This is a genomic window from Cryobacterium sp. N19 (genome assembly GCF_002929595.1).
Lineage (GTDB): Bacteria > Actinomycetota > Actinomycetes > Actinomycetales > Microbacteriaceae > Cryobacterium > Cryobacterium flavum.
Genome location: NZ_PJJR01000054.1, coordinates 385,179 through 409,057, shown reverse-complemented (window position 1 = coordinate 409,057; position 23,879 = coordinate 385,179). Strand labels below are relative to the sequence as shown.

Here is a 23,879-nt window from a genome sequence, read left to right as displayed (position 1 = left end):
TCGAAGTGCTCCTGCGGGATCATCATATGGAAGCGTCCCGCCCGCGGACCCATGTGTGCGACAGTACTGCCGTGAAACCGAGGTCCGTTGGCAATGACTGGCCGGGCGACCCCGACCAAGTCGCCCACGACGTGCCGACCAAAACGTGAAAGGTGTGCGCGTCCAATTGGTGCCACGTCATCCAACAGAGCGACGCCGCCTAGAGAGGTTTCTGACAGAATTTCTAAAACCAGATGCCCGTGGGCATATGCCCCGGATTGACGGCAAGTCGTGGTGCATCGAAGGTCCGGGCTTCCTCCGCGAGGCAGTGTGCCGCTTGGAGTGCAGCATTGGCACGAACGGCGTCGACCTTCTGGGCCGTCGCCTCTGGTACTGCACCGAGCGGCTTCGCGCTGGTGATGCCGTAGCGGTCTCGGTAGGCCGCTACGGCGCATCCGCTCTGGTGCCACGCGGCCGCAGCCGACCCGCGCGGCGCGACACCGAGCGCGCGAGTCCACGGCTCCCTCGAGAGCAACGCTTGGTCGAGCACGGCGCTGGCTCGCGCCTCGATCAGGTCCGCGCGCTCGACCAGCGCCTGGTGCATGGCATCATCCATCGGCCCGAGCGCACGAGGGATCAGCCCGACCACGAGCCGCGGAGAACGGCGCGAGCGCCCCGCTCCGTTATCTCGCGACACGACCGACGCGACTCGGGCCCGCAGCACCGCCGCGATGTCCTGAGCATCCTCGAACCCCCGCGCCGCGACCACACGCGGCAACAAGCTCGCCACGTCCACAAAGTGCGCCTCGGCTCTCCGCAGCTCCGCGGTCAACGGGCCGAGGGCATCCGAACTGACCACCTCCAAAACCTGCGAAGGCGAGAGACCGCTCGCTCGCACGAGAGAAACCCACCGGTCGTGCTGCGCGGCCGCCGCGAGGGTCTCGTACTCCGCCGCGAGTTGCGCCACCGATCCCCAGGCATCCTGCTCGGCCGCCAGACTCTCGTGCGCGGACAGCTCAGCACCGACGTGCTGCAGAATGCCACAGAGGATGCTGCGCGCCGTCACGTCCGCAGCGTCACCCGGCCGCGGCCCCACGTGGGCAGCATCGGGCCGGTCGACGGCGACGTAGGCGGTGTTCGCCGCGCGACCACGCGTCATCGCGACGTACAGGTTCTCGCGCGGCGTGCTCGGCGCGACGACGACGTGCGCGGTGTCAGTCGTGATCCCCTGCGCCCGATGCGAGGTGACCGCGTAACCCAGCTCGACATGCTCAGCAACGTACGAAGCCGGCAGCAGCACCGTGCTCCCCCACCGCCGACCCTGCCGCCGCACCTCAACCGAACCGTTCCGGTGCACGCCGATCACGTTCCATCGGTCGCCGTTGCGCACCCAGCTGCGGGATGCATACAGCCGCCGATCGTTGCGCCGGGTGATGACCGTGTCACCGACGGCGGCGCGGGTTCCATCGTGCTGGGCGACTTCGTGCAGCGCGTCCACCCGCCCCTCCAGAATCAGCTCGGTGCGAGCGCGCACGTTCAGCGCTGCGACGGCCTCATTCGAGTCGCTGATCAACACGGTCGACTTCCCCGAGCGGATGTCCGCACGCCACGCCTCGTAGGCGGCCTCCGCCATCGCCTCGGTGCTGCCATCACGCAGCCGGTCGTGCACGGAATACCGGTCGATCACGTCGGGGTTACCTTGGCGCAGTCCGAGGGAGGCGTTCTTCTCCCACTCGTGCATGAAGCGGTGCACGTCGATGAGTTCGGGAGCATCCGCTCGATCGTGCACGAGCAGCGAGAACGCGCCACCCGCGTCGACCGACTGCAGCTGGGCGTAGTCGCCCACCAGCAGCACCTTCGCGCCCGCATCCAGAGCGAGCGCGGTGACCCGATCCAGCGACAGGGTGCCCGCCAAGGAGGCCTCGTCGATGATCACGAGCTGACCGGTCCGAAACGACGACCCTTGGTCCAGATGGGTCTGCCACCACTTCGCCAGGTTCTCCGTCGCGATCCCGAGATCCGTCGCCAGAACCGTCGCGGCGGCAGCCGACGGAGCAAGCCCGACGACCGAACCCGCACCATGCGCTGCTTCCCAAGCCCGCCGAAGCGCGTTCATCGCCGTGGTTTTGCCCGCGCCGGCCGGCCCCACCAGAACATCGATCACGCGGCCCGAACCGGCGACCGACGCGAGTGCCGCGACCTGGTCCTCGGCGAGCCGGCCACCACCCGGCAGCCGGGTAGAAGAAGCCGAACCGAGTCGCACCCGGGGTGCGGTCAAAAGCGCGGCCCGCTCCAGCAGTCGAGACTCCGCCTCCAGCAACTCGGTTGAGGTAAACACCACGGAATGCTTCGGACGAAACACTGACGTCCCATCATCCCGCTGAAACTCCACAGGGCTCACAGCCAGCTCTGGCAGCGTGAGGCGCAGGGACGCGCGCTCGGCGGCATCCACTATGAGTCCGACGACGGCTTCCCGATCGGATGCCGATGCGAACCGGTACGGCATCGTTTGGCGGGCGGCTTCGGCCGTGAGATTCCAGTGCCGCCAGGTGGCGCGCTTCTCGCTGACGGCCGTCATCACGCTCACCCCGAGCGCATCCACAGTCTCGCGCGGCAGGTCCTCGGCGCGCAGCAACACCGGAGACGACCCGGCGACCGTCAGCCCGTCGTGCCCGAGCACGCGTGTAGCGCGTTCCCGCCACGCCGCCATGAGATCCGCCAGCGAGTGCACCTGCTTCGCCGGCCGGGTGGTCAGTGTGGCCTGCGCGCGCAGCTTCATGATCGTCACCGGCTTCGGCCGCCGCCTGTGGCTGGTCACATACTCCTCGATCAACCGGTCCGTCTCGACATCAATGTGCCGGGACCGCGTCGAAAACTCTGCAACCAGAGTGTCAGGCACGCCGGTCAGAGTCCAGGCGGGGTGGCGATCTCGCCCGCGCTCCCGCTGCTCCCACTGCACGCCGAGCGAGCGCGTGAGCTCGTCGGCGAACAGGGACTCGTGCAGTTCAGAGAGCGCCACCACGGCCTCGTGCAGCGGCCGGCCGTCGAGCGAACGCCACTTGCCGTCGAGCACGGTCTGCACCTTGTTGCTGATCACCACGTGCGTGTGCAGGTGCGGGTCGCCGGCCCGACTGTCGAAATGATCAAACGCCGTCGTGATCAGCCCGGTCACATCGACCTGCGCCACGGCGCCGCCCTGCGTCGTCGTGCCGGTGCGGGTCGCTGCGACCTCGCGCTCCATGTACGCCAGGACCTCGGCCACCGCCGCATGGTGAGCCTGCACAATGATCTCCTGCGTGGCCGCCTCGCCAACACCCCACAGGACGCTCGCCGACTTCGGAGTCGAAAACGTGAAGTCATAGCCGGCGACGGCGCGACGGCGCTTTTCGTCGGGCTGTTCCACAGCGGATGCCGCGGCCCGCTCGGTAAGTCCGCGACCGTCGGTGCATGGACCGTCTAGGGCGTGGTCGGCGGCAGAGCGATAGACCGGGTACGCGCGCCCGAGTGGTTCGCCAGTCATCGGGTCGCGGCCCAACCCGATGAGCAGTTGCAGCTGCATCTCGGTGACGACGTCACCTTCAACCACGAGCCCATCGCCAAGGCCGTGGAGGCCACCTCCCATCCACCGACCCGGCGGCGTGCCCTCCTCGGTATAGTAACGAGTCAGCGGCGTCGACAGCAGGCGTTTACCGTCACCGGCGGCGACCGTGCGGAGCAGGTACTTGTAGCCGTCGCCGGCGCTCATCACCCGCATCGACACCGTCACCGCGCCACCTCCACCTTCGTGTCGAAGGTGCGCCGCGACGCACAAGAGGATTCGACAAACGCTTCGTCGTCGCGATCGCATCGATTAGGCCGAGCACGGTCCCCCTCAAAAATTCGGCCATCAGCGACTAGTGTTCCACCACGCTCAGCCGCTGTCAGAGGCGATGTCCCCGCGGGCACACGGGAACGCGAACCCAAATGGTATTGGGTGCTGTTGACCGCGTTCGGCTGCGATCGTCGGGGCGCCAATGTCCGGCTGCGCCATGAGACCGCGCGCTTTGGCAACAAGTGCCACAGTCGCAGGCAAGAAGCCGCATACTCTTGAGGTACACCATCGACTTGGATCAGAAAAGTTCTTTCTGGACCGGCCAGGAGTGGTCCCGAGGGCTGCATCCCTTTTCAGGTCGGCCTTGACTGATTTGAACCTGCGACCCCTGAAGGTTCTGGCCTTAATTTGGTCGTTACCGAATGTGTCCGAAAACCCTCGGATTCCCTTGTTTTACAGGGAACCAAACGATTCGCTGCCTCCGATTGTAGCCCATCGTTTTGGGTCAAATAGAGACGAATTTGATGGGTAAACGATGGACTTGTGAGCCACCTTAGGGNTCGCGCCGGGGTCAGAGACCACCCGACCCGCCTCGTCCCCATCGGTGAGCCCGTCGCCGTCCGTATCGGCCGCATGAGGATCAGTGGTGAACGTGTTGCCACCGACCGTGCGCCAGCCGGACGCCTCAACGTGATCTGCCAACCCGTCGCCGTCGGAGTCCGCCTGGCTGCTGGCGACGTAACCTAGGCCGACGACAATGAGCACCACAACGAGTACGCCTGACAGTGGCCCTAGGAACCAGCGGAGGCGTCGACTCATGGCAGCCTTGATGACGGGCTCCCGAGGTGCAACCTCCCGCAGAGCAGGCACGTCGCGTTCACTCACGCTTCGAGATGAACACAGGGCCGCGCGGATCAGGGGTGGAGGTCTGGATCGTCATTAGTCCCATTCGTGTTCGGTTCACCTCACTCTAGGGCGCAACAGACAAGTCGTTTCTGCGAGCGCCTACAAGCCCTCCAGCACCTTCGATTTTTTCCTAAATGGCCTGGATGCTGGCAAGAAGGCCTGCAGCGCGTCAGCGCGTCCGGCCTTCAGAAGAGCCCGGTTTGCTCGGTCCTTTCGTCTCCATCGACTACGAGAGCGCCCGTCGATGAACCGATTGGTCTATCACGTCCCTAGATTCGAGCAAGGTCGCGATGTGCAGGGCTGCGATGCGGACGACGGTCCGAGCATCCGCTTTGGTCAACCTGCTCGTAGGCATGCGCTCGATGACGTCCTGCAGCGCAAGCTGCACCACCAACGACTGGGTCGGCACCCGCGGCATCCCCCGATGTGCCCGCGCCCGGTTCTCTACCTCTGCCTCGGCGTCCAATCGCCCACTGTCTTGGTGAAAGTGCACCACGACAGCCTTCACAAGTTGATCGAACTGCCGTTGCCGCTCCTCGCGCCGCACCGCGGCCTTCGTACTTCGCACGGCCGCAGCGACGTCGCGGCCGGTCAGCAGATCGACCCGGCGCATCCGCTCTGCGACTATCTCGACGGCCCGGGCATACACGATGTCCTCCGCCGACACTGGTGGGAGCCCCATGCGCACCCTTGACGACACGTAGGCCTCGGCGAACTCGCGCATGCGGGCACCGTTCTTGAGCATGTGCTCGGTGAGCGATTCAGCAAATACGGTGAATTGCCGAAGATGCTCAGGCCGCGACGGATCATCGAAGTAGGCGTCGGCCTCACGCTCATTCGCCCGGCGCTCAGCCGCAGTCGTCGCGTGCAGAAGTTTCGGCGGGAGGCCGGCCCGACTCAAGCTGCGCTTCAGCCGCCGCGCGGCAGCGTTGGCTTCCAGCTCGGACTGGTAGATCTCGGGATCACTGCGCCGATTGCGCTGCAACTCGGCCCGGCGCTCCTTGTTGCGCTCCGCCCACTGCCGGGTGATCTGCTTCGTCCGCTCCGGGTCGGCATCCCGCCTGGCCGCGGCCCGGGCGTTCACCTCGTCGCGATGAGCCTCGTAGTAGCGGTTGTAATACTCGCGCACCTTCTCGCGATTCTCCGCCACCCACCGCTGCTGATACTCCCGCCGGCGCTCCGGATGCTCCACCCGCCACCGCTTCGCCCGCTCCCTCCCCCGCGCCCGCACCTCCGCCTCACGATGCCGGCGAGCCGCAGCCCGACGCATCGAGTCCCGATTCAACTCCCGGGCCCGGTCAAGATGTTCCGAACGCCAGAGACGATTCATCTCGCGGATCCGATCGCGGTTCGCCGCCACATACTGCCTCCGCTTCTCCGCCTCATCGACATGCGGTTGCTCCACCAGCGGCTTCTGCGCCGCGGCACCTTCCTCAGACGGGTCGTTCATGATCGCGGTTATTCGGCCGGCGGCGGAGCCAGCTCGATGACGAGCGCAAGGAGTTCCGAGCGATGCGCCGTCGGATTAGTGATCACACGCCCGATCACGACACGGAGCCGATCTGCGTCCTCGTCACCGATCCCGGCGACGGGCTCCAAGCAATACGCGATGTCTTTCTGCAGGTTGCGGCCGTCATCGTCGACAGCGATCTCCGGATAGTAGAACAGCGCAGCCAGCGCGCTGCGGCTGAGCAGGTCGTCGAACTGCTCCTGCGAGATCGTCATAGTGAAGCCTCCTGTAGGCGGACCTGTGTGTGAGCCAATCATGCCGCTAACAAGAGGTACGCCAGCCGTGACGTTCCGTCAGTCAGGACTGGACACGACCATAAGATCGTCGATTCGCTCGACGCCGTCGGTGAGCCGAGGGTGGGCCTGCCGTGTCCGCAGCCAACGTCTCATCAAAGTGATACTTGATAACGTTCGAGCATGATCCGAAACTTTCGCCAGGTCGACGTGTTCGGCAACGGCCCCTGCACAGGAAACCCGGTTGCCGTAGTCCTCGACGCGGAGGGCCTCGACGATGACGCCCTGCGCGCCTTCTCGGTGTGGACCAACCTCTCCGAATGCACCTTTGTTCTACCTCCTACAACAGCGGAGGCAGACTATCGAGTCCGCATTTTCAGTCTGCGCACAGAACTGCCTTTCGCAGGTCATCCGACTCTCGGCACGGCCCGCGCCTGGTTGGACGCTGGCGGGGTGCCCGCAACTCCCGGCACGCTGGTGCAGGAATGCCAGGCAGGGTTGATATCCGTGCGAATAGAAAACGACCGACTTGCCTTCGCCGCACCGCCGTTGCTGCGTTCAGGTAGCGTCGACCCGGAGCTGGTCAGCGAACTGATTGACATTCTCGGTATCCGACCCGAGCACGTCATCGACGCTTCTTGGCTGGACAACGGGCCCGGCTGGGTGGGGCTGCTGCTCGACAGCGCGCGCACTGTTCTTGAACTCCGTCCAGATGCCTCAGCGCATGCCGGCCGCTGGGACATTGGCGTGATCGGCGCCCACGACCCGGCATCTGAGTCAGCCTTCGAACTGCGAGCGTTTTTCACCGACGGTAACGGGCCCCTCCTGGAAGACCCCGTAACCGGAAGCCTCAACGCCGCCGCCGCTCAATGGCTTATCGCCACCGGCCGTACCAGCGCACCGTACCGAGCCTCCCAAGGCACTGCCCGGGGCCGGAGCGGACTCATCTACATCACCAGCGATGACGACAGCACCACATGGGTCGGCGGTCGCGCCGAAGTCGTCCTGACTGGAACCGCCTTGCTGTGACAGCACGCTCGGCCCGCCGAGCACCGCGATCAAGCGAGTCGAGGATCGAATGAAGTCAGGTCTCAGCACAGCCGAACAGTCGTCACTCGGGGAGTTGCTGTCAGCCTGCGCCAGCGCCCTCCGCCGCCGTGACGAGGTCGGTGACGTGCGCGGCAACATCCGCTAAAGGGAGCACGTCGAACCTGATCCAAGCAGATGGCGCTCCCCACAGCCTCGCTATCGGCAAGTCCGCCGTCGGCTACGAACCGTCAACTGCGCCCCGACACAAGCATCCGCTCATCGATCGGCTCGGCACCCTCGATAAGCAGCACCCGCGCCATGCGACGGCGGGCCACGGCTTCACGAACGCGCACCACGATCAGCTTCAGCAGGCTGATCGGCCCGATCAGAAGAAGCTTCAGGGTATTCCAGAGACACACAATCACGAGCAGGTTTAGCCAACCGGAACCACCGGCTTCGATCTGGGATCGGCAGTAGATGGCTGCAAGCGCATACGGGACGGCGAGCGGCATCGCCGGCACGCCCCACTTCAACCCGCGCCGCATATTGATCGCGTCGATCACGATGGCGGTCGGCATGAACCGGCGCAGGAAGAAGTAGCTGCGGGCGATGGCGGCCAGAATGATTTCGAACATGGCGCGGCCTTTCAGATGTTCGGCAACAAGAACCTGAAGGACTGAAAGTCATACCATCGCAACGAGCGACAGCGCGTATTAGAGGTTGCCTAGAAACACTGTAGAACCGGCTGCCCGCGGGCGAAAGACCGGGCACGTCATTTCAAGCGGATGCGCACCCACGCATTCCTGCACCGGCGCGTGGGCATCCGCTAGTTGGCCTACCCGGCGGCGGGGTTCGCTTGGCTCTAGCGGGAATATCGCTATATGACGGCGGGCACCAGACGCTGGCGCTGGGCGCCGATTCCATCGATTCCGACCTCCATGAAATCGTCCGCCCTGAGATAGGGGAATCGTCCGGATAACGCGACGCCTTTCGGTGTTCCGGTATTGATCAGGTCCCCAGGTTCTAGAACGACGTACTGAGACAGGTGATAGACGATCGTGGCCACGCTGAAGATCATGTCGGCTGTGCTCGAGTCCTGACGGGGCTCGCCATTGACTCTCGACCAGAGTCGTAGCTGCTGGGGGTCCCCCGCTTCGAGGGCAGGCACCAGGGCCGGCCCGAGCGGGTTGAAAGTCTCACTGCTCTTGCCCTTTGACCATTGACCACCGGACTGAGCTACTTGATAGTCCCGCTCCGACACATCGTTGCTCGTGACGTAGCCGGCCACGTAGTCGAGGGCATCCTCTGGCGAGGCGAGGTATCGGGCGCGCTTGCCAATGACGACACCGAGTTCAATCTCCCAGTCAACCTTGGTCGCATTTGGGGGCACAGCGACATCGTCGTACGCGCCGACAACCGTATTGGGGTGCTTGTAGAAGAGGATCGGTATTTCGGGCGGCGCATCGCCGGATTCTGCGGCGTGCGCGGCATAGTTCTGACCGATGCACAGCACCGCCATCGGCCGGGCAATCGGTGAACCGATGCGAATACCATCCGGCGCGATGAACTCGGCCAACTCCCCGGCAGCATGTGCGGTACGGGTTCGTTCGATACCGTCGTTCGCCAGGAAGGCACCGTCAATATCGGCGGTCAGAATGTCGAGTCGAAAATAGTGGCCGTTCTCGCGAATCACCGGCACTTCAGCGCCCGGCTCGCCCAATCTCATGAATTCCATCTTGTTCTGTCCTTCAGGTGTTAGTGGGTGTAAGGGCGGAACTTGGCAATGTCCGGGTTGAGTTCGACGCCGAATCCGGGAGTCTCCGGCACCTTCATGCGCCCATTCACCGGTACGGGTTCGTTGAGCAGGAGCGGTGAGAACATCGGCACGACTTCCTCGGCCGTATCGTGCATCATCAGAAATTCGGCGAAGGGGCTGTTCGTGCGGGTGGTGACGAAGTGGTAGCTGTATACCGATGATCCGTGCGGAATAACGAGGGCTCCGTGAGCATCAGCCAGGGCGGAAATCTTGAGCAGCTCTGTCATGCCACCGCACCAGCCGACGTCGGGCTGGATGATATCCGCGGCGTTCATCTCGAGCAGGTGTCGGAACCCCCACCGAGTCGCTTCGTGTTCCCCGGTCGTCACCAGCATCGTCGGCGGAACCTGGCGTTTCAGCTGCGCATAGCCCCAGTAGTCATCCGGCATGAGCGCTTCTTCGATCCACTTGAGACCGAACTCGGCCGCGCCGTGGGCGAGGCGGGTGGCGTAGTCCACGTCGAGGGACATCCAGCAGTCGAGCATGAGCCAGAAGTCCGGCCCCACCTTCTCCCGCATGTCGCGGATCATTTCGAGGTTCTTGCGCATGCCCTCTTCGCCCTCGGCTGGCCCATGGTGCAGGGGCATCTTTCCGCCAATGAACCCGAGTTCCTTGGCCCGGTCTGGGCGTGCTCCGGTGGCGTAGAACTCGAGTTCTTCGCGCACCTTGCCGCCGATCAGAGCGAAGACTGGCTCCTGGCGGATGCGTCCCAGCAGGTCGTACAGTGCCAGGTCGACGCCGCTGATGGCGTTGAGAACGACGCCCCGACGTCCGTAGAAGATCGTCGATTTGTACATCTGGTCCCAGATGCGCTCGATGTCTGTGACTTTTGAGCCTTCTAGGAAACGCGCGAGGTGCTTTTCGACGATGAACGCGCCCAGTTCTCCGGCCGTGGTTACCGAGAAGCCGACGGTGCCGTCATCCGCTTCGATCTCTACGACCAGGGTGCCCAGCACGTTGATTCCGAAGCTCTGCCGAGACTGGCGGTATTCGGGGTACATCGACATGGGGGTGGCGATGTGGTCGTCGATCCAGTGCCCGGGAGCCTGGTCATGGTAGTCAGCGCCGCCGCCGCGAAGCGTGTACGCGCGGACCTGTCGAATGGTTCTTTCGTGTGCCATGAAACTGCCTTTCAAACGAGCGGATGCGAGATGGTTACGAAGAGAAGCGCACGAGCACTTTGCCCGCTGTGCCGTCTCCACGGGAGAGGGCAGCAAAGGCAGCATCCGCGTCGTGGGGTGTCACCTCACGGCTGATGAGCTCTGCGATCTCGGGAGCGCCAGACGCGATATACGCGGCCGCGTCGGTGAAGTCCTGCGCGGAATACGTAAAGCTGCCCACGAGGCTGCGCTCCTCAGTACTGAGCCGAAAGGCTTCGAGATCCAGCTTGGGCGACCCCATACCAACGAGGCAGACATTCCCACCGAATTTCGTGGCGTTCAGAGCATCAGCGACCGTGAGAGTGATTCCAACCGCGTCGATTGTGACGTCGACCAATCCGCCGTCAGCGACGAGCGCCTCGACGAGAGGCCCTGCCGTCGGATTGAGCACCGTGGCGCCGAGGCGGGCGCAGAGGGCACGGCGGGCCGGATCTACTTCGCTGACAAAGATCGTATCCACGCCCTCCATCCGCAAAGCGAGAACTGCGGACTGACCGATCGGCCCCCCACCAATCACGAGAGCACGTTCATCGGTACGTCGGAGCACTCGTCGTACCGCGTGCACGGCCACGGCCAGCGGCTCTACGAGCGCGCCGTATTCAATGGGCATAGTTGCGGGAAGTGGGACAACGTTGCGGGCGGGCACGACCACGTACTCTGCGAAGGCAGCAGGGATATGCGGGGCCACGCCGATGACCGTTTTGTTCGGGCTGTGTTGTTCCCGCCCGGCGAAGGTGTCAGCATCCGTTGTGGGAATGACCACGGGATTGAACGTGACGACCTGGTCGAGGTGGAGTCCGAGGCCTTCCGCCTCGGCGCCCAGGGCAGCCACGTGTCCGACGGATTCGTGGCCCATGATCTGGCCCGGAAAACGTCGACCATTCTCTCCTGTGTACCCATGGATGTCGGAGCCGCAGATGCCGGTGACACTGACCCGGATCAGTACTTCGTCAGCGGCGGGTGTGGGATCTTCTCGTTCTTCGACACGGAATTCGCCGATTTCGTGCAATACCAGTGCGAGCATGATCTCCTACTTCTCTACGTCAACCAGCAGAGGGGCGCTGGTGGTCTTTCCGTCGGTGGCCCGGATCGCGGGCACGATCCATTTGCTGGCAAAGATAAGGAAGGCTCCGGCCAGTGCGATCACAGCAAGCATGTTGAGGCCGGCCGTGGGGCCAAACTGCTCCTCGGCAAAGTTCTTGGCGATCGGAGCGACGAACCCACCAAGGCTGCCGATGGAGTTGATGAAGGCGATGCCAGACGCGGCGGCTGCTCCCACGAGGAACGATGTGGGAAGCGTCCAGAACACGGGCTGAACGGAGATGAACCCTGCGGCACCGAGGGACATCGCGGCAAGGGCCATCACCGGGTTGTCGAAGACTCCCGAGAGTACGATTCCTACGCCAGCTGCGGCGAGTGCGCTGGCTGCGATGATGCGGCGTTGTCCTGTGCTGTCCGCAAGTCGGCTGAGCACGAACGTAGCGATGAGCGCGCAGCCCCACGGCACCGCAGTCAGCAGGCCGACCTGGAGTCCCACTCCGCTGCCCACGATCTCGGCGATCTGGGTGGGCAAGTAGAAGGTGATGCCGTAGACGCTCATCTGGATGGTGAAGTAGATGCCGGCAAAGTACAGCACCTTCGGATTGGCAATAGAGCGCATCGCGCCGTTGGGCGACTGGTTGGCCTTGGCCGCGTTTTCGGCCTCGAGTGTGCGCAGCAGCACGGTGCGCTCATCATCGCTGAGCCATTTCGCGGTGGTGGGCCCGTTGTCCAGATAGAAGAAGGCACCGATGCCCACGATCACCGTGATCACACCGGTGACCATGAACATGATCTGCCAGCCGGCGAGTCCGCCAAGGCCATCAAGGTCGAGCAGCACTCCGGAAAGCGGTCCGCCAAGGATGAAAGCGAGCGGCGCCCCAAAGTAGAACAGCCCATTCACGCGACCGCGATAGTTGAGCGGGATCCAGTAGGTCAGGAACATGATGACACCAGGGAAGAAGCCGGCCTCGGTGATGCCGAGCAGGACTCGCAAGACGTAGAAGGCCCACTCTGTAGTGGCGAACATCATCAAGGTGGAAACGATTCCCCATGTCACCATGATTCTAGCCAGCCAGATCTTCGCGCCGACGCGGCGCATGATCAAGTTACTGGGAACCTCGAAGGCCGCATACCCAAGGAAGAAGATGCCCGCACCGAGCGCATACGCGGCGTCAGAGAGACCGGTGTCGGCCTGGAACGCGGCCTTGGCGAAGCCGAGGTTCGCTCGGTCCAGAAAGGCGAGAATGTACATCAGAAGCAGAATAGGAATGAGGCGCCGCGTTACCTTACGAACGATGGCAGCCAGCGCGGGATCGTGCGCTGATTTCTGTGTGGACATCGGCTATCTCCATTGATTAGCAACTTGCAGTCAAGTCCCCATGCATGAATTCATATATGTGAACTGCGGTTCATTCTGATGAACGCGGGGAAGTATTACACGCCGCATCCACAGAAGCAAGCGCGGATGCCCGGGCGACTACTGGGCTTTACGGCAGTCCCATACCGGTACGGATTTCGCGGGCGGCGAGGGAAAGCGGCGCATACAGGGAATGCGGCCACCCGGCATCCGTTCGCCCCGATGGCATCGTGATGCTGATTGCCGCCGAGATTCCAGTGTCGTGCTCGCTCGTGACCGGAATCGCAACGCAACGGCACCCCTCGATGAACTCCTCGTCGTCGATGGCGAACCCGGTGAAGCGAGCCGTCTCGATGACTCGCATGATGTCGGGAACGCTTGTCAGTGTCTTTGGGGTGAGCCGGGGCAGGACGACATCGCTGAGCCGACGCTCAGCCTCGGCGGGATCAATCGTGCTGAGCAGCGCCTTGCCGATACCTGTCGCATGCGCGTGCAGACGCATGCCCACCGTCGACGCCATACGCATCGGGTTCGGCGAGAGGCTGATCGCGATATAGACGTTCTCGACACCGTCGAGGCGGGCCAGTTGCACGGTCTCGCCCGTTTGCTGCGCGAGCCGATCCATCACAGGCTTCGCCTTCTCGATCAACAGCCTGTGCCCGTCATAGCGCTGGCCGATCTGCCAGGAGTGCAGGCCCAGAGTGAAACGACGGGTGAGCGGATGCTGTTCCAGCCAGCCTGACGCCACCAAGGTCTGCACCAGTCCGTGGCCACTGGAACGCGGAAGTTCCAGACTCTCAAGGATCTGAGCGAAGGTGACGGAACTGTTCTCGGCCACAAAGTCGATGATTTCGAGAGCGCGGTTGGCGGACTTGACCGGCTTGTTTGGGCGGGCTTGCTCGACATCGGTCATGGGCGTCATCACTCTCCGGTCGGATCTTGGATGGTGTACCCAGACTACGACGTCCTCGATTCACGCTGACGCCTGCTGACTCGGAATCAGAATGATGAGGGTAGGCTGCGCCTTCGGCTCCGCGAAGACACTCCCTTGACCGGAATCACAGAGGACAGAGATATCGAGGTCATGAACGCCGTCACTGCCCTTCTGGAAGACCGTCAAGACGTGTGAACACAGAATCGGAGTCCAACTGTACGAAGACCGGGAACAGAATCATCCGCTCTCAGCGCGCAGTGGTCAATCCGTATCGATAGACCGCTCGAGCTATGCCCTACAACCACCAGGGCGCATCGAAGCCACTGATCAGGCGAAGAAGTCCTCGTCGACCTCAACGACCTGGTAGGTCTCTCGCACCTGAACACCCACCCCGTAGCGAATCATCAGGCTGGTGAGGCGTTTACCGTCGATCAGAACGACGCGTGTCGGTATACCTTCAGCGTAAATGCGGGCCCCGTCTGAAAAGCGGCTGGTCGTAATGAAGACTCCGCTGTCTGCTTTTCCGCTGAGTGCGCCGACGAAAGCCTGTATATCTGGACGCCCGACGACGTTGCTGTCGGCGTATCGCTTCGCTTGAATGTAGACGCGGCTGAGGCCAAGCACGTCCTGGTCGATTACGCCGTCGATGCCGCCGTCATTGCTGAGTTGCGTGACGCTGCCGCTGCCGCTCGTACCGCCGTAACCCATGGCGAGCAGCAGTTGCACAACCGCCTGCTCAAAGAAGCCGGGTTCCTTGCCCTGGAGCCGTTCGAGCAATTCCACGGCCACTTCTGCATGGATGCGTTCGACGCCGCTCTGGACTTGTTCAGTGGGGGTCATCGTTTCGGCGTCGGGCACAGCGATCGGATCAACAGGATCGATCGATCGCTCACCCTTTTGATACACACGGATGGGAGACCGAGGATCCTTACCGAGCACGCGAATGTCGTTCTCCTTCACACCGCTCGGAAATGTCTTGAGAAGCTGCCTGCCAGCGTCGGTGATGGCGTAGTGCCCACGCTTAGGACGGGTGAGTGCGCCGACGTTCGTCAGGAACGAAACACCCCAGCCGATGCGATTTTCGTACTTAGCTTGATTACCTGAGGGCAGCATCTCTTGTCGCTGCTCGTCTGTCAGAGCTACCCGATCGGCGACCAGGGGCTGAAACTCGCGCCAGTGGCGGACGACCCCGTCACTTAAGACGTGAAGAGTCGGGATCATGAAGCCTTCCCAGTTAGGCATCTGATCGATCATGTGTTACCCCAATTAGTTACCGCTCTAATTCTTTGCTTCGAACCCAAGCCTATGGCCAAGCGTGATCTTATGGCCAAGCGTGATTGTTATCTTGAACCGTATCGAAGCCGCCACCGAAACGGCGGCATGAAACCCGGGAACGTTCGCTGTCAATACAATTGCTAGGCCATGAAGAAAATAAAACCAAAAACTGTGGCGTAAGTAACCCCAACTATTCCGAAGCAGTGCGCCAGAGCTCGAACCAAATCAACGTACTTCGCATCAGACTTAAATGTGTCCGACACGGCATGGAGCATGACACTAAATAATATGAAAATGCCGGAAACCGCAACTGCCGCTTTTCGGTAAACCGGACCATCGGCTTGTTCACCCACCAACAGGGCAATAGCACCGACAAGCGCAACACCAACAGATAGACCCAAGAGACCCCACCGAAATTCGCGCCGACTGTTGTTTGCTGACGGAATACTAGTTCTGGAGGTGAGCATGGCTCTAATGTAGCGCAACGTTGCCGCGCGGAGTGATTTGATCTACTGATTGATTCCACCGCTGTTATGAATCTTGGTCAGTCAATTCATCCATAGCATATATAGGCTGTTGGAATCTGCGAGTTGCAAGGCCGGTCTATTGCAGAAACGCGCCGCCAGGTGGAGGTGACCGGTGCAAAAAGGCAGGTGGCCCAGAGGTGATTCTCGCAGGCCCGCCGGGGACGGTTCAGTTGTCGCCCTTCGGCGTGCCCAGTATCACAAGTTCATAACTGGACGCCCTCCTGCGAACGAGCCGAAGGGCAAATCCGTTGGGGCGAGTCGTATGTTGGGAAACTTTCCGCGAGACGCTGTGTGGCCTCGAGGGCGGCACGCGCTCGGACCGCATCGAGCTTCTGCGCCGTCGATTCCGGGAACGCACCGAGTGGCCTAGCCCCGACGATGCCGTAGCGGTCTCGGTAGGCGGCGACGGTGCATCCGCTCTGGCGCCACGCAGCGGCGGCCGACCCATGCGGCTCCGGCCCGAGCGCTCGAGCCCACGGGTCCCCCGCGAGCAACGCCCGGTCGAGCACGGCGGCCGCACGCGACTCGATCAGGTCGGCGCGCTCGACCAGCGCCTGGCGCATGGCAGCATCCATCGGCCCAAGCGCACGAGGGATGAGCCCGGCGACGAGACGCGGCGTCCGGCGCGAGCGCCCGGCACCAGTGTCACGATAAACTACCGCCGCTACCCGAGACTGCAGTACCGCCGCGATGTCCTGTGCATCCTCGAACCCGCGGGCCGCAACCACGCGTGGCAGCAGGGTCGCTACGTCGACAAAGTGGGCCTCGGCCCGACGCAGTTCCGCGGTCAACGGTCCGAAAGCATCCGACTCAATCACGTCTGAAGCCTGGCCAGGCGACAGACCGCTCGCTCGCACGAGAGAAACCCACCGGTCATGTTGCGCGGCCGCCGCCAGGGTCTCGTACTCCGCCGCGAGTTGAGCCACCGATCCCCAGGCATCCTGCTCGGCCACCAGGGTCTCGTGGGCGGACAGCTCCGCGCCGACATGCTGCAGAATGCCACAGAGGATGCTGCGCGCCGTCACATCCGAAGCGTCGCCCGGCCGCGGCCCCACATGGGCTGCATCGGGCCGGTCGACGGCGACGTAGGCGGTGTTCGCCTCGCGTCCCCGCGTCATCGCGACGTAGAGGTTCTCGCGCGGCATGCTCGGCGCGACGACGACGTGGGCGGTGTCGGTCGTGATTCCCTGTGCCCGGTGCGACGTGACCGCATAGCCCAGCTCCACGTGTTGAGCGACGTACGACGCGGGAAGCAGCACCGTGCTCCCCCATCGCCGACCAAGCCGCCGCACCTCGACCGAACCATTCCCGTGCACGCCGATCACCTTCCACCGGTCGCCGTTCCGGACCCAGCTCCGAGACGCATACAGCCGGCGATCGTTGCGCCGTGTGATGACAGTGTCACCGACAGCGGCGCGGGTCCCGTCGTGCAGGGCGACGTCGTGCAGCGCGTCGACGCGACCCTCCAGAATCAGTTCGGTGCGAGCGCGCACGTTCAGCGCTGCGACGGCCTCGTTCGAGTCGCTGATCAGCACAGTCGACTTGCCAGAGCGGATGTCCGCGCGCCACGCCGCGTAGGCGGCATCCGCCATCGCCTCGGTGCTGCCATCACGCAGGCGGTCGTGCGCGCCATACACGTCGATGGAATCGGGATGGCCCTGGCGCAGCCCGAGGGAAGCGGTCTTCTCCCACTCGTGCACGAAGCGGTGCACGTCGATGAGTTCGGGCGCATCCGCTCGATCATGCACGAGCAGCGAGAATGCGCCGCCCGCATCGACCGACTGCAGCTGGGCGTAGTCACCGACCAGCAACACCTTTGCGCCCGCCGAAGCAATTAGCGCCGTGACCCGGTCCAGCGGCATGGTGCCCGCCAACGATGCCTCGTCGATGATCACGAGTTGACCGGCCCGAAACGACGATCCCCGGTCGACATGGGTCTGCCACCACTTCGCCAGGTTCTCCGTCGCAATGCCGAGATCCGTCGCCAGCACCGCCGCGGCGGCGGCCGAGGGAGCCAGCCCAACGACCGAGCCAGCGCCGTGCACTGCTTCCCAAGCCCGGCGAAGCGCATTCATCGCCGTCGTCTTGCCAGCGCCGGCCGGCCCCACCAGAACGTCAACGACGCGCCCCGACCCTGCAACCGAAGAGAGTGCCGCGAGCTGGTCCTCGGCCAGCCGGCCGCCACCCGGCAACCGCGAACGCGCTGCCGGTCCGAGCGCAACACGTGGCGCCGTTGAAAGTGCAGCCCGCTCGAGCAGCCGAGACTCAGCGTCCAGCAACTCCGTCGAGGTGAACACCACCGAGTGCTTCTGTCGAAACACCGACGTCCCATCATCGCGTTGAAACTCCACAGGGCTTGGGGCGAGCTCCGGCGGCGTGAGGCGCAGAGACGCGCGCTCGGCAGCATCCACTATGAGGCCGACGACGGCTTCCCGATCGGACGCCGACGCGAACCGGTACGGCATCGTTTGGCGCGCGGCCTCGGCGGTGAGATTCCAGTGCCGCCAGGTGGCGCGCTTCTCGCTGACGGCCGTCATCACGCTCACCCCGAGCGCATCCACGGCCTCGCACGGCAAGTCCTCGGCACGCAGCAACACCGGAGACGAGCCGGCAGCCGTCGATAAGTCGTGCCCGAGCACGCGTGCAGCGCGTTCACGCCACGCCGTAGTGAGATCCACCAGCGAGTGCACCTGCTTCGCGGGCCGCGTGGCGAGCGTGGCCTGCGCGCGCAGCTTCATGATCGTCACCGGCGTCGGACGCCGCCCGTGACTGGTCACATACTCCTCGATCAGCCGGTCAGTTTCCACGTCAATGTGCCGGGCCCGGGTCGAGAATTCCGCAACGAGCGCCTCCGGCACGTCCATCAGAGCCCACGCGGGGTGGCGGTCTCGCCCCCGCTCCCGCTGCTGCCACTGCACGCCGAGCGATCGCGTGAGCTCGTCGGCGAACAAGGACTCGTGCAGTTCGGAGAGCGCCACCACGGCCTCGTGCATCGGCCGTCCATCGAGCGAGCGCCACTTGCCGTCGAGCACGGTCTGCACCTTGTTGCTGATCACGACGTGCGTGTGCAGGTGCGGGTCGCCGGCCCGGCTGTCGAAATGATCGAACGCCGTCGCGATCAGTCCGGTCACATCGACCTGCGCCACGGCACCGCCCTGCGCCGTCGTGCCGGTGCGGGTCGCCGCGACCTCACGCTCCATATACGCCAGCACCTCAGCCACCGCCGCATGGTGCGCCTGCACAATCCGCTCCTGCGTGGCCGCGTCGCTCACACCCCACAGGACGCTCGCCGACTTCGGAATCGAAAACGTAAAGTCGTAGCCGGCGACGGCGCGACGGCGTTTCTCGTCGGGCTGTTCCACAGCGGATGCCGCGGCCCGCTCGGTCGGATCGAGACGGTCCTCAGATAACCCGTCCAAAGCGCGATCGGCGCCGGTTCGATAGACCGGGTACGCGCGACCAAGGGGTTCGCCGGTGACAGGGTCGCGGCCCAATCCGATGAGCAGCTGTAGCTGTGCCTCGGTTACGACGTCGCCTTCAACAATGAGTCCCTCACCGAGGCCGCGGAGGCCACCGCCCATCCACAGGCCCGGCGGCGTGCCCTCCTCGGTGTAGTAGCGAGTCAGTGGAGTCGACAGCAGGCGTTTGCCGTCACCAGCAGCGACCGTGCGAAGCAGATACTTGCACCCGTCGCCGGCACTCATCACCCGCATCGACACCGTCACCGCGCACTCCTCCGTTATCGCTTAGGAGGTGCGCTACCGGCGCACGCGCGTTATTCAGTGCGGGCTTTATGGCTGGGATTGGAGATGTCGGCGAACAGGTTGTCGGCTTGTCCAGAAAGTCGGCCGGTCCTTGGGTGGATCGAGGGCTCAGCCTGTCCAGGTAGAAGTGCGCCAGCTCCCTCCAGCTTCAAGCCCGAATCTACATAGGCCGTTAGATCGCTCGGCGGAGAACCCTGATTGGGTCTTCAAGCATCAGCGCTTCGAGGAAGCGCTCTTCGACGGTGGGTCCGCTGCGATCCCACCCAGTGAACCTTATAATCTTCGTTCGAGATCCCTCCGATCGCGGCGCAAGCTTGCGTTCGAGTAGGCCGGAAAGCCGCCGCTCGTGCGTCGACACGATGAGCTGTCGTCGGACCTTGAGGTGCCTGCACAGGTCAGCAAAGCCCAGCACATTCACATCATCCATCGACTGGACCGGGTCGTCCAACAAGAGAAAAGGTAGGCCGGCGTCCTCCATCGAAAGGCTCATCGCGATGAAGTAAGACAAGGCGACAATATTGGCCTGCGAGGTCGAGAAAATCAAGAGCGGGTCCGCCGAGATCCCTGCCAGCTGATCTATTACTAGGGGGCTTGTCGTCCCCTTCCGGTAATAGGTGTCCAGCTCAAACTCAACAGTTTTGAACGCGGGATGCGGGTCGAGTCGGCGAAAGATGTCCGCAACCAGCGGTTGAATAGACCGAAGTCTCCTCTCAGTGACGTCGACTCGGGCCTCGATCGTTTTCTCGGCGAGCGCCGACAGGCTTCTGGATCTTGCCGATTCCGCAGCCAGAAGCCCCTCAGCGGTGGCGAGCGCCGCATCCAAGCTCTCGGTTTCCGCAGCGGCGCGCTCTATTGCGCCTTGGTCGCCTTGCCTATCGAAAGTCCCCAAGAGGTCGTGCAGGACACGCCTAACGCTGCGCAAATAGTCTGACGCAGGCAATGCAATAGACGCAAACGGTTCAGCGACATACTGCTCGAACCTCACGAATTCGATGTCCTCGGCGAGGGCGCCGACGGCAGCAGCGGCGGCGGCGGCTGCGCTACGCGACTCACTCCAACGCTGAGCCTGCTCTTCCGCTGCGGTAAGTGCATCCAGAGCTGTAGAAACCGCGGTTGAAGCATTGACGAATTCGTTCGAAAGCGCCATGAAAGTGTTTTGCAGATTCAAGAGGGTTCCGGTTGATTCGGCCCGCTCCATCAAGTCACGCTTTACATGCTCGCGGTCGATACGTTGTCCACAAACTGGGCAGTCGTCTGACAGCATCGGCACTGCGAGTGCGGCCAGCTGAGCCACGTCGGCAGCGCCCAGCCGCGCCGCGTTCAGTTGAGACTGCGCTTCACCTCGCAAGGCTTCGGCCGATTCCTTCGCAGCCTCCGCCCGTTGGACATCGGCGGTAAGAACACTGATCCGGTCCACCGCGGGAGGACCATCGCCCAGTTGTTCGCGCAGTTTGGACGCACGGCGGACGAGGGCGTGAGCGGATTCGACGATGTCGGCCGCGCGGCCGAATGCTGTCGCTGCGAGGCGAACCTCATCGAGGCTCTCAAGACTCAAGTGAACCAAGCTCACGCTTATCCCGGGAGGGGTGGCGCGCAGTCTACTTAGGGCTTCTTCGCGCACCGCTTCGATTTGGGGCCTTGTGGCCAGGCGTACGCGTGCTGCCTCGAGCTGATCCTGAGCTAGCCCCTGCGCGGCGGCCAGCTTGCCACGCTCATCGCGAGCCAGACCTTCACGCTCGGACGCTTGCTTCGCCACTAACTTCACGGCATCTTCGAAATCTTCCAGTGCGCCGAGGCCGAGCACAGTAGTTAGCTGCCGGTAGCGCTCCGCTGGTCTAGCTTCGAGAACGCTTCGCAGGTCATCCTGCTGCATCAGACCTGAGGTGGTCAGCGCAGACTGGAGAGACAGCTCACTATTGGGCAACAGCAGGTTGCGTAGCTCGATTTCAGCTTCATTGCCGAACAGCGTTGGCTCGCCCCTCCGGATGAGTTCGAGAGTGCTACCCGCCTGGTTGCCAGTTCGCCGTACGGACACAGGACCCGACGGCAGGCAAAGGTCGATTTCGACCGAAGCCTTGTGGCCGAGCCGATATTGATTTACGACATGCTCCACGTTGCGACGTGAGCGCAGCGCTTCAAGTCGGTCTATCGTGCCAAGGAAGCCCCACTGCAATGCGTCGAAAAAGCTCGTCTTTCCAGTGCCGTTGGGCCCGGTAACGACGATTGCTGACGCCGACAGGTCGAACTCACGAGCATCACGAAAACCCCGAAAAGCTTCTATACGCAGCCGACTGATACTGGTCTTAGAGGACGTCATCGAGAGATGCTCCCTGTTCGAAAGCGACGACGGCACGCCTTGCAAGCTCTTCGCTTACGTCGCCCGAGATGAGGGTGCTTAGCATTGCGTCAAGAGCGTCGGTGTGAGCGATGAGGGTCGTAGGCGTCACCGGCTCGATGAATGGTGCAAGTGCGTGCCTAACTGCTTCTGGAGTAGGGTCCACACCTGTGTGAGCGATGCGGCGTAGACGCGACGTGTCGTGGTTTATGGCGTACAGGTCACGGGTTATGTCGTCGTCCTCAGCGGATTTCTCTTGAGTGAGTAGCACAAGATATGTGTCCCATTTCTTCGGCCCAAGTTCGACTGACTGGATACGTCGCGCAATGGCATCGAGGGCAACGGGTTCAGCCAGTATCAGGTTTTGGATGGTGTTCATCGCCGCAACGGCGACAACGAAATTACTATTCTCCGCAACGATCATATTGAAGTGCTCGCCCATGCTCTCAACCTGAAATCCCTGATTCGAAAGGACGGTTTTGGTCAAGCCAATTAGTTCGTCGTCGGATCGGCTAGACAATGAAGAAGCTTTCACGATTCGATCACCTCATCGGCGTGTCTAATATCGGCCACCAACGCAAGAGGGCCATCAACAATGTCGAATTCATTCGTTTCCCCGATGATGCTGTGAGGAAGGGAGTCTGGTTTCGGTATTCGCCCTACGCCGCCGGCAACCAGGAAACGCGGATGAGGCTCGCCCCTGTGCGCGTGCTCGTGCAGCCGGTTTTCAGCAGCCTCGATGAGACGCCGCTGGGGAAGAGTCTGCGTCGTCACAAGAACTTCAATTGGGCCCTGATCGGTGTAGAACACATGATTGTGGCCGAGCCGTACCGAGTCACCCGCGAGTCGGCCCAATGCGACCAGGACCTTGCCCAGCTCGGGACTCTTTAGGACTGCCTCACCAACCCGCGGATTAATATCTGCTCCGCGCGCCCATTGAAGCACACTCAACGCGTCTGACTCGAACAGCCCCTGCTTTGCCGCATCTAGGTCAGCAGTAAGCACCTTGTCAGTAGTCAAGCCAGCGCTGTGCTGGCTAAGTCGCCCCATGACGTATGCCGATGCCAGCTGCTCCATAAACATGTCGGCGGTCGCTGGTATTTTGTGGTCGTCTCGAAGGTTCGACGCCACAGTCTTCCATTGAGATTCCTCCCAATCCGATTCGATGTCTGGCGACACGACACGGATATTCTCGACCGAGCCAACTTCGTTGATGGCTTCCTCAATTCGCTGCTTCACATAGCCTGCGACGTCGCCGATGCCGATGAATACCACAACAGCGCTACCGAGCCGCGCATGGGTCTGTTCTCGCACCCATGCGGGTGGATCCCTGAGGTGCTCGCTGGTTACGAGTAGCGAATTCGGCTGGGAGGCGCAGCCGTGAATCTTCAGAACCCATGGCGGGGTAACGTCGACGAGGTCACGGCTGGTGGTGACGGTCGGTAGGCGTTCCTCACCCGCTCCCCGCTCAATGCAGTTGTCCCAGTTTGTCGTGAGGACATCAATTGCTCCTTCGAGCATTAGATGCGCCAGCACACGGTGAGCATACCCAGGCTTCGCCGATTTGAAATCTGCAGCAGTAGCAGACGTTTGTCGCAAGGCAGCTTCGCCGCCGAGGAATCCCGCGACGGTGTCGGCAACGGCAACTAGGTCCCACGAGTTGATGTTGTCGAGGGCCGAGAACGTCGGCCTGAGCCGTGTGTGAATTTGTCTTGCGAGGTCCGCGCCGGTTGGGAGGTTGGTCGGCTGGGACAGGCTGATACCCGCACCCGCGTAGATCACGATTTTTCCCGCCGACATGGCTTGTAAGGCCAGCGCGACCGCATATGGCGGAACGCTGGCCGCGACCGAGGACGGTAAATGCGGCATGCCCCCAACCTAGTGGTCCGCGCGAGGTGCAGATCGACCGAAGCACCGCGACGTCACCAGGCGACACTTGCCATCGTTCCGCCGTCAGGTCTTTCCCGGCGACCGTTGAATTTGGTGAGAAGCCGCGGGTCTAGCGCTCATTGCCCCCGACACCCGGCACGGACGGGACTTCTATCATCCACGCCGCGATCTGGCGTTCGTCGTTGTCGCCCAGGACTCGAGCTCCACACCAGGCGTCGCTTTTTCCATCCCGACCGGATGCGGTGGCCACAGTCGGCTTGTCTGCAGCAGTCTCGGTCCTTTTGGCCTGGAACGACCCCTTCCACCAACGCG

Annotated in this window: 16 protein-coding genes; 1 reads left to right on the top strand and 15 read right to left on the bottom strand. The window is 62.9% G+C overall.

Features of this window, described 5'->3' with window-relative positions; genetic code table 11:
• Positions 1–223: 223 nt before the first annotated feature.
• From mobF (CXY78_RS19945) to CXY78_RS19930, 3 genes are all read right to left on the bottom strand, one after another.
• Positions 224–3,733 carry a MobF family relaxase gene (gene mobF, locus CXY78_RS19945; protein WP_104091041.1) on the bottom strand — a complete coding sequence of 1,170 codons (3,510 nt, stop codon included), beginning with the start codon at positions 3,731–3,733 and terminating at the stop codon, positions 224–226.
• Between the two features lie 1,189 nt (positions 3,734–4,922).
• Positions 4,923–6,146 (bottom strand): hypothetical protein, encoded by a 1,224-nt coding sequence (locus CXY78_RS19935; RefSeq protein WP_104090863.1) that lies wholly within the window; start codon positions 6,144–6,146, stop codon positions 4,923–4,925.
• Between the two features lie 8 nt (positions 6,147–6,154).
• Entirely contained in the window at positions 6,155–6,421 is a 267-nt protein-coding gene (locus CXY78_RS19930) for a hypothetical protein (RefSeq protein WP_104090862.1), read from the bottom strand.
• Positions 6,422–6,622: 201 nt separating this feature from the next.
• Between CXY78_RS19930 and CXY78_RS19925 the strand changes: the two genes are divergently transcribed.
• Complete coding sequence (locus CXY78_RS19925; RefSeq protein ID WP_104090861.1) at positions 6,623–7,468, top strand: PhzF family phenazine biosynthesis protein; 846 nt, start codon at positions 6,623–6,625, stop codon at positions 7,466–7,468.
• 248 nt (positions 7,469–7,716) lie between these two features.
• On the opposite strand, the gene CXY78_RS19920 is transcribed toward CXY78_RS19925, so the two are convergent.
• The 12 genes from CXY78_RS19920 to CXY78_RS19870 form a co-directional block, all read right to left on the bottom strand.
• Positions 7,717–8,103 (bottom strand): sulfate permease, encoded by a 387-nt coding sequence (locus CXY78_RS19920; protein ID WP_199182649.1) that lies wholly within the window; start codon positions 8,101–8,103, stop codon positions 7,717–7,719.
• 242 nt (positions 8,104–8,345) lie between these two features.
• On the bottom strand, positions 8,346–9,203 hold the full coding sequence (locus tag CXY78_RS19915; protein WP_104090860.1) for a fumarylacetoacetate hydrolase family protein: 858 nt from the start codon (positions 9,201–9,203) through the stop codon (positions 8,346–8,348).
• Positions 9,204–9,223: 20 nt separating this feature from the next.
• Positions 9,224–10,405, bottom strand: coding sequence for an L-rhamnonate dehydratase (gene rhmD, locus CXY78_RS19910; protein WP_104090859.1), 1,182 nt, complete (start codon positions 10,403–10,405; stop codon positions 9,224–9,226).
• A gap of 34 nt (positions 10,406–10,439) precedes the next feature.
• Entirely contained in the window at positions 10,440–11,468 is a 1,029-nt protein-coding gene (locus CXY78_RS19905) for a zinc-binding dehydrogenase (protein WP_104090858.1), read from the bottom strand.
• A 6-nt stretch (positions 11,469–11,474) separates the two neighbouring features.
• Positions 11,475–12,824 carry an MFS transporter gene (locus tag CXY78_RS19900; RefSeq protein WP_104090856.1) on the bottom strand — a complete coding sequence of 450 codons (1,350 nt, stop codon included), beginning with the start codon at positions 12,822–12,824 and terminating at the stop codon, positions 11,475–11,477.
• Positions 12,825–12,972: 148 nt separating this feature from the next.
• Positions 12,973–13,764 (bottom strand): IclR family transcriptional regulator, encoded by a 792-nt coding sequence (locus CXY78_RS19895; protein ID WP_233206251.1) that lies wholly within the window; start codon positions 13,762–13,764, stop codon positions 12,973–12,975.
• A gap of 339 nt (positions 13,765–14,103) precedes the next feature.
• Positions 14,104–15,027, bottom strand: a complete 924-nt coding sequence (locus CXY78_RS19890; RefSeq protein WP_104091040.1) for a restriction endonuclease — start codon at positions 15,025–15,027, stop codon at positions 14,104–14,106.
• Positions 15,028–15,191: 164 nt separating this feature from the next.
• On the bottom strand, positions 15,192–15,518 hold the full coding sequence (locus CXY78_RS20855; protein WP_140425746.1) for a hypothetical protein: 327 nt from the start codon (positions 15,516–15,518) through the stop codon (positions 15,192–15,194).
• A gap of 263 nt (positions 15,519–15,781) precedes the next feature.
• The gene (gene mobF, locus CXY78_RS19885; RefSeq protein ID WP_104091038.1) at positions 15,782–19,291 is read right to left on the bottom strand and encodes a MobF family relaxase; all 3,510 of its coding nucleotides are present in this window, start codon (positions 19,289–19,291) and stop codon (positions 15,782–15,784) included.
• A 223-nt stretch (positions 19,292–19,514) separates the two neighbouring features.
• The gene (locus CXY78_RS19880; RefSeq protein ID WP_104090854.1) at positions 19,515–21,659 is read right to left on the bottom strand and encodes an AAA family ATPase; all 2,145 of its coding nucleotides are present in this window, start codon (positions 21,657–21,659) and stop codon (positions 19,515–19,517) included.
• Positions 21,646–22,164 (bottom strand): hypothetical protein, encoded by a 519-nt coding sequence (locus CXY78_RS19875; protein WP_140425745.1) that lies wholly within the window; start codon positions 22,162–22,164, stop codon positions 21,646–21,648. Before CXY78_RS19875 ends, CXY78_RS19880 begins: the two co-directional genes overlap by 14 nt.
• Before the next feature lie 44 nt (positions 22,165–22,208).
• Entirely contained in the window at positions 22,209–23,546 is a 1,338-nt protein-coding gene (locus CXY78_RS19870) for an SIR2 family protein (RefSeq protein WP_104090851.1), read from the bottom strand.
• Positions 23,547–23,879 lie beyond the last annotated feature (333 nt).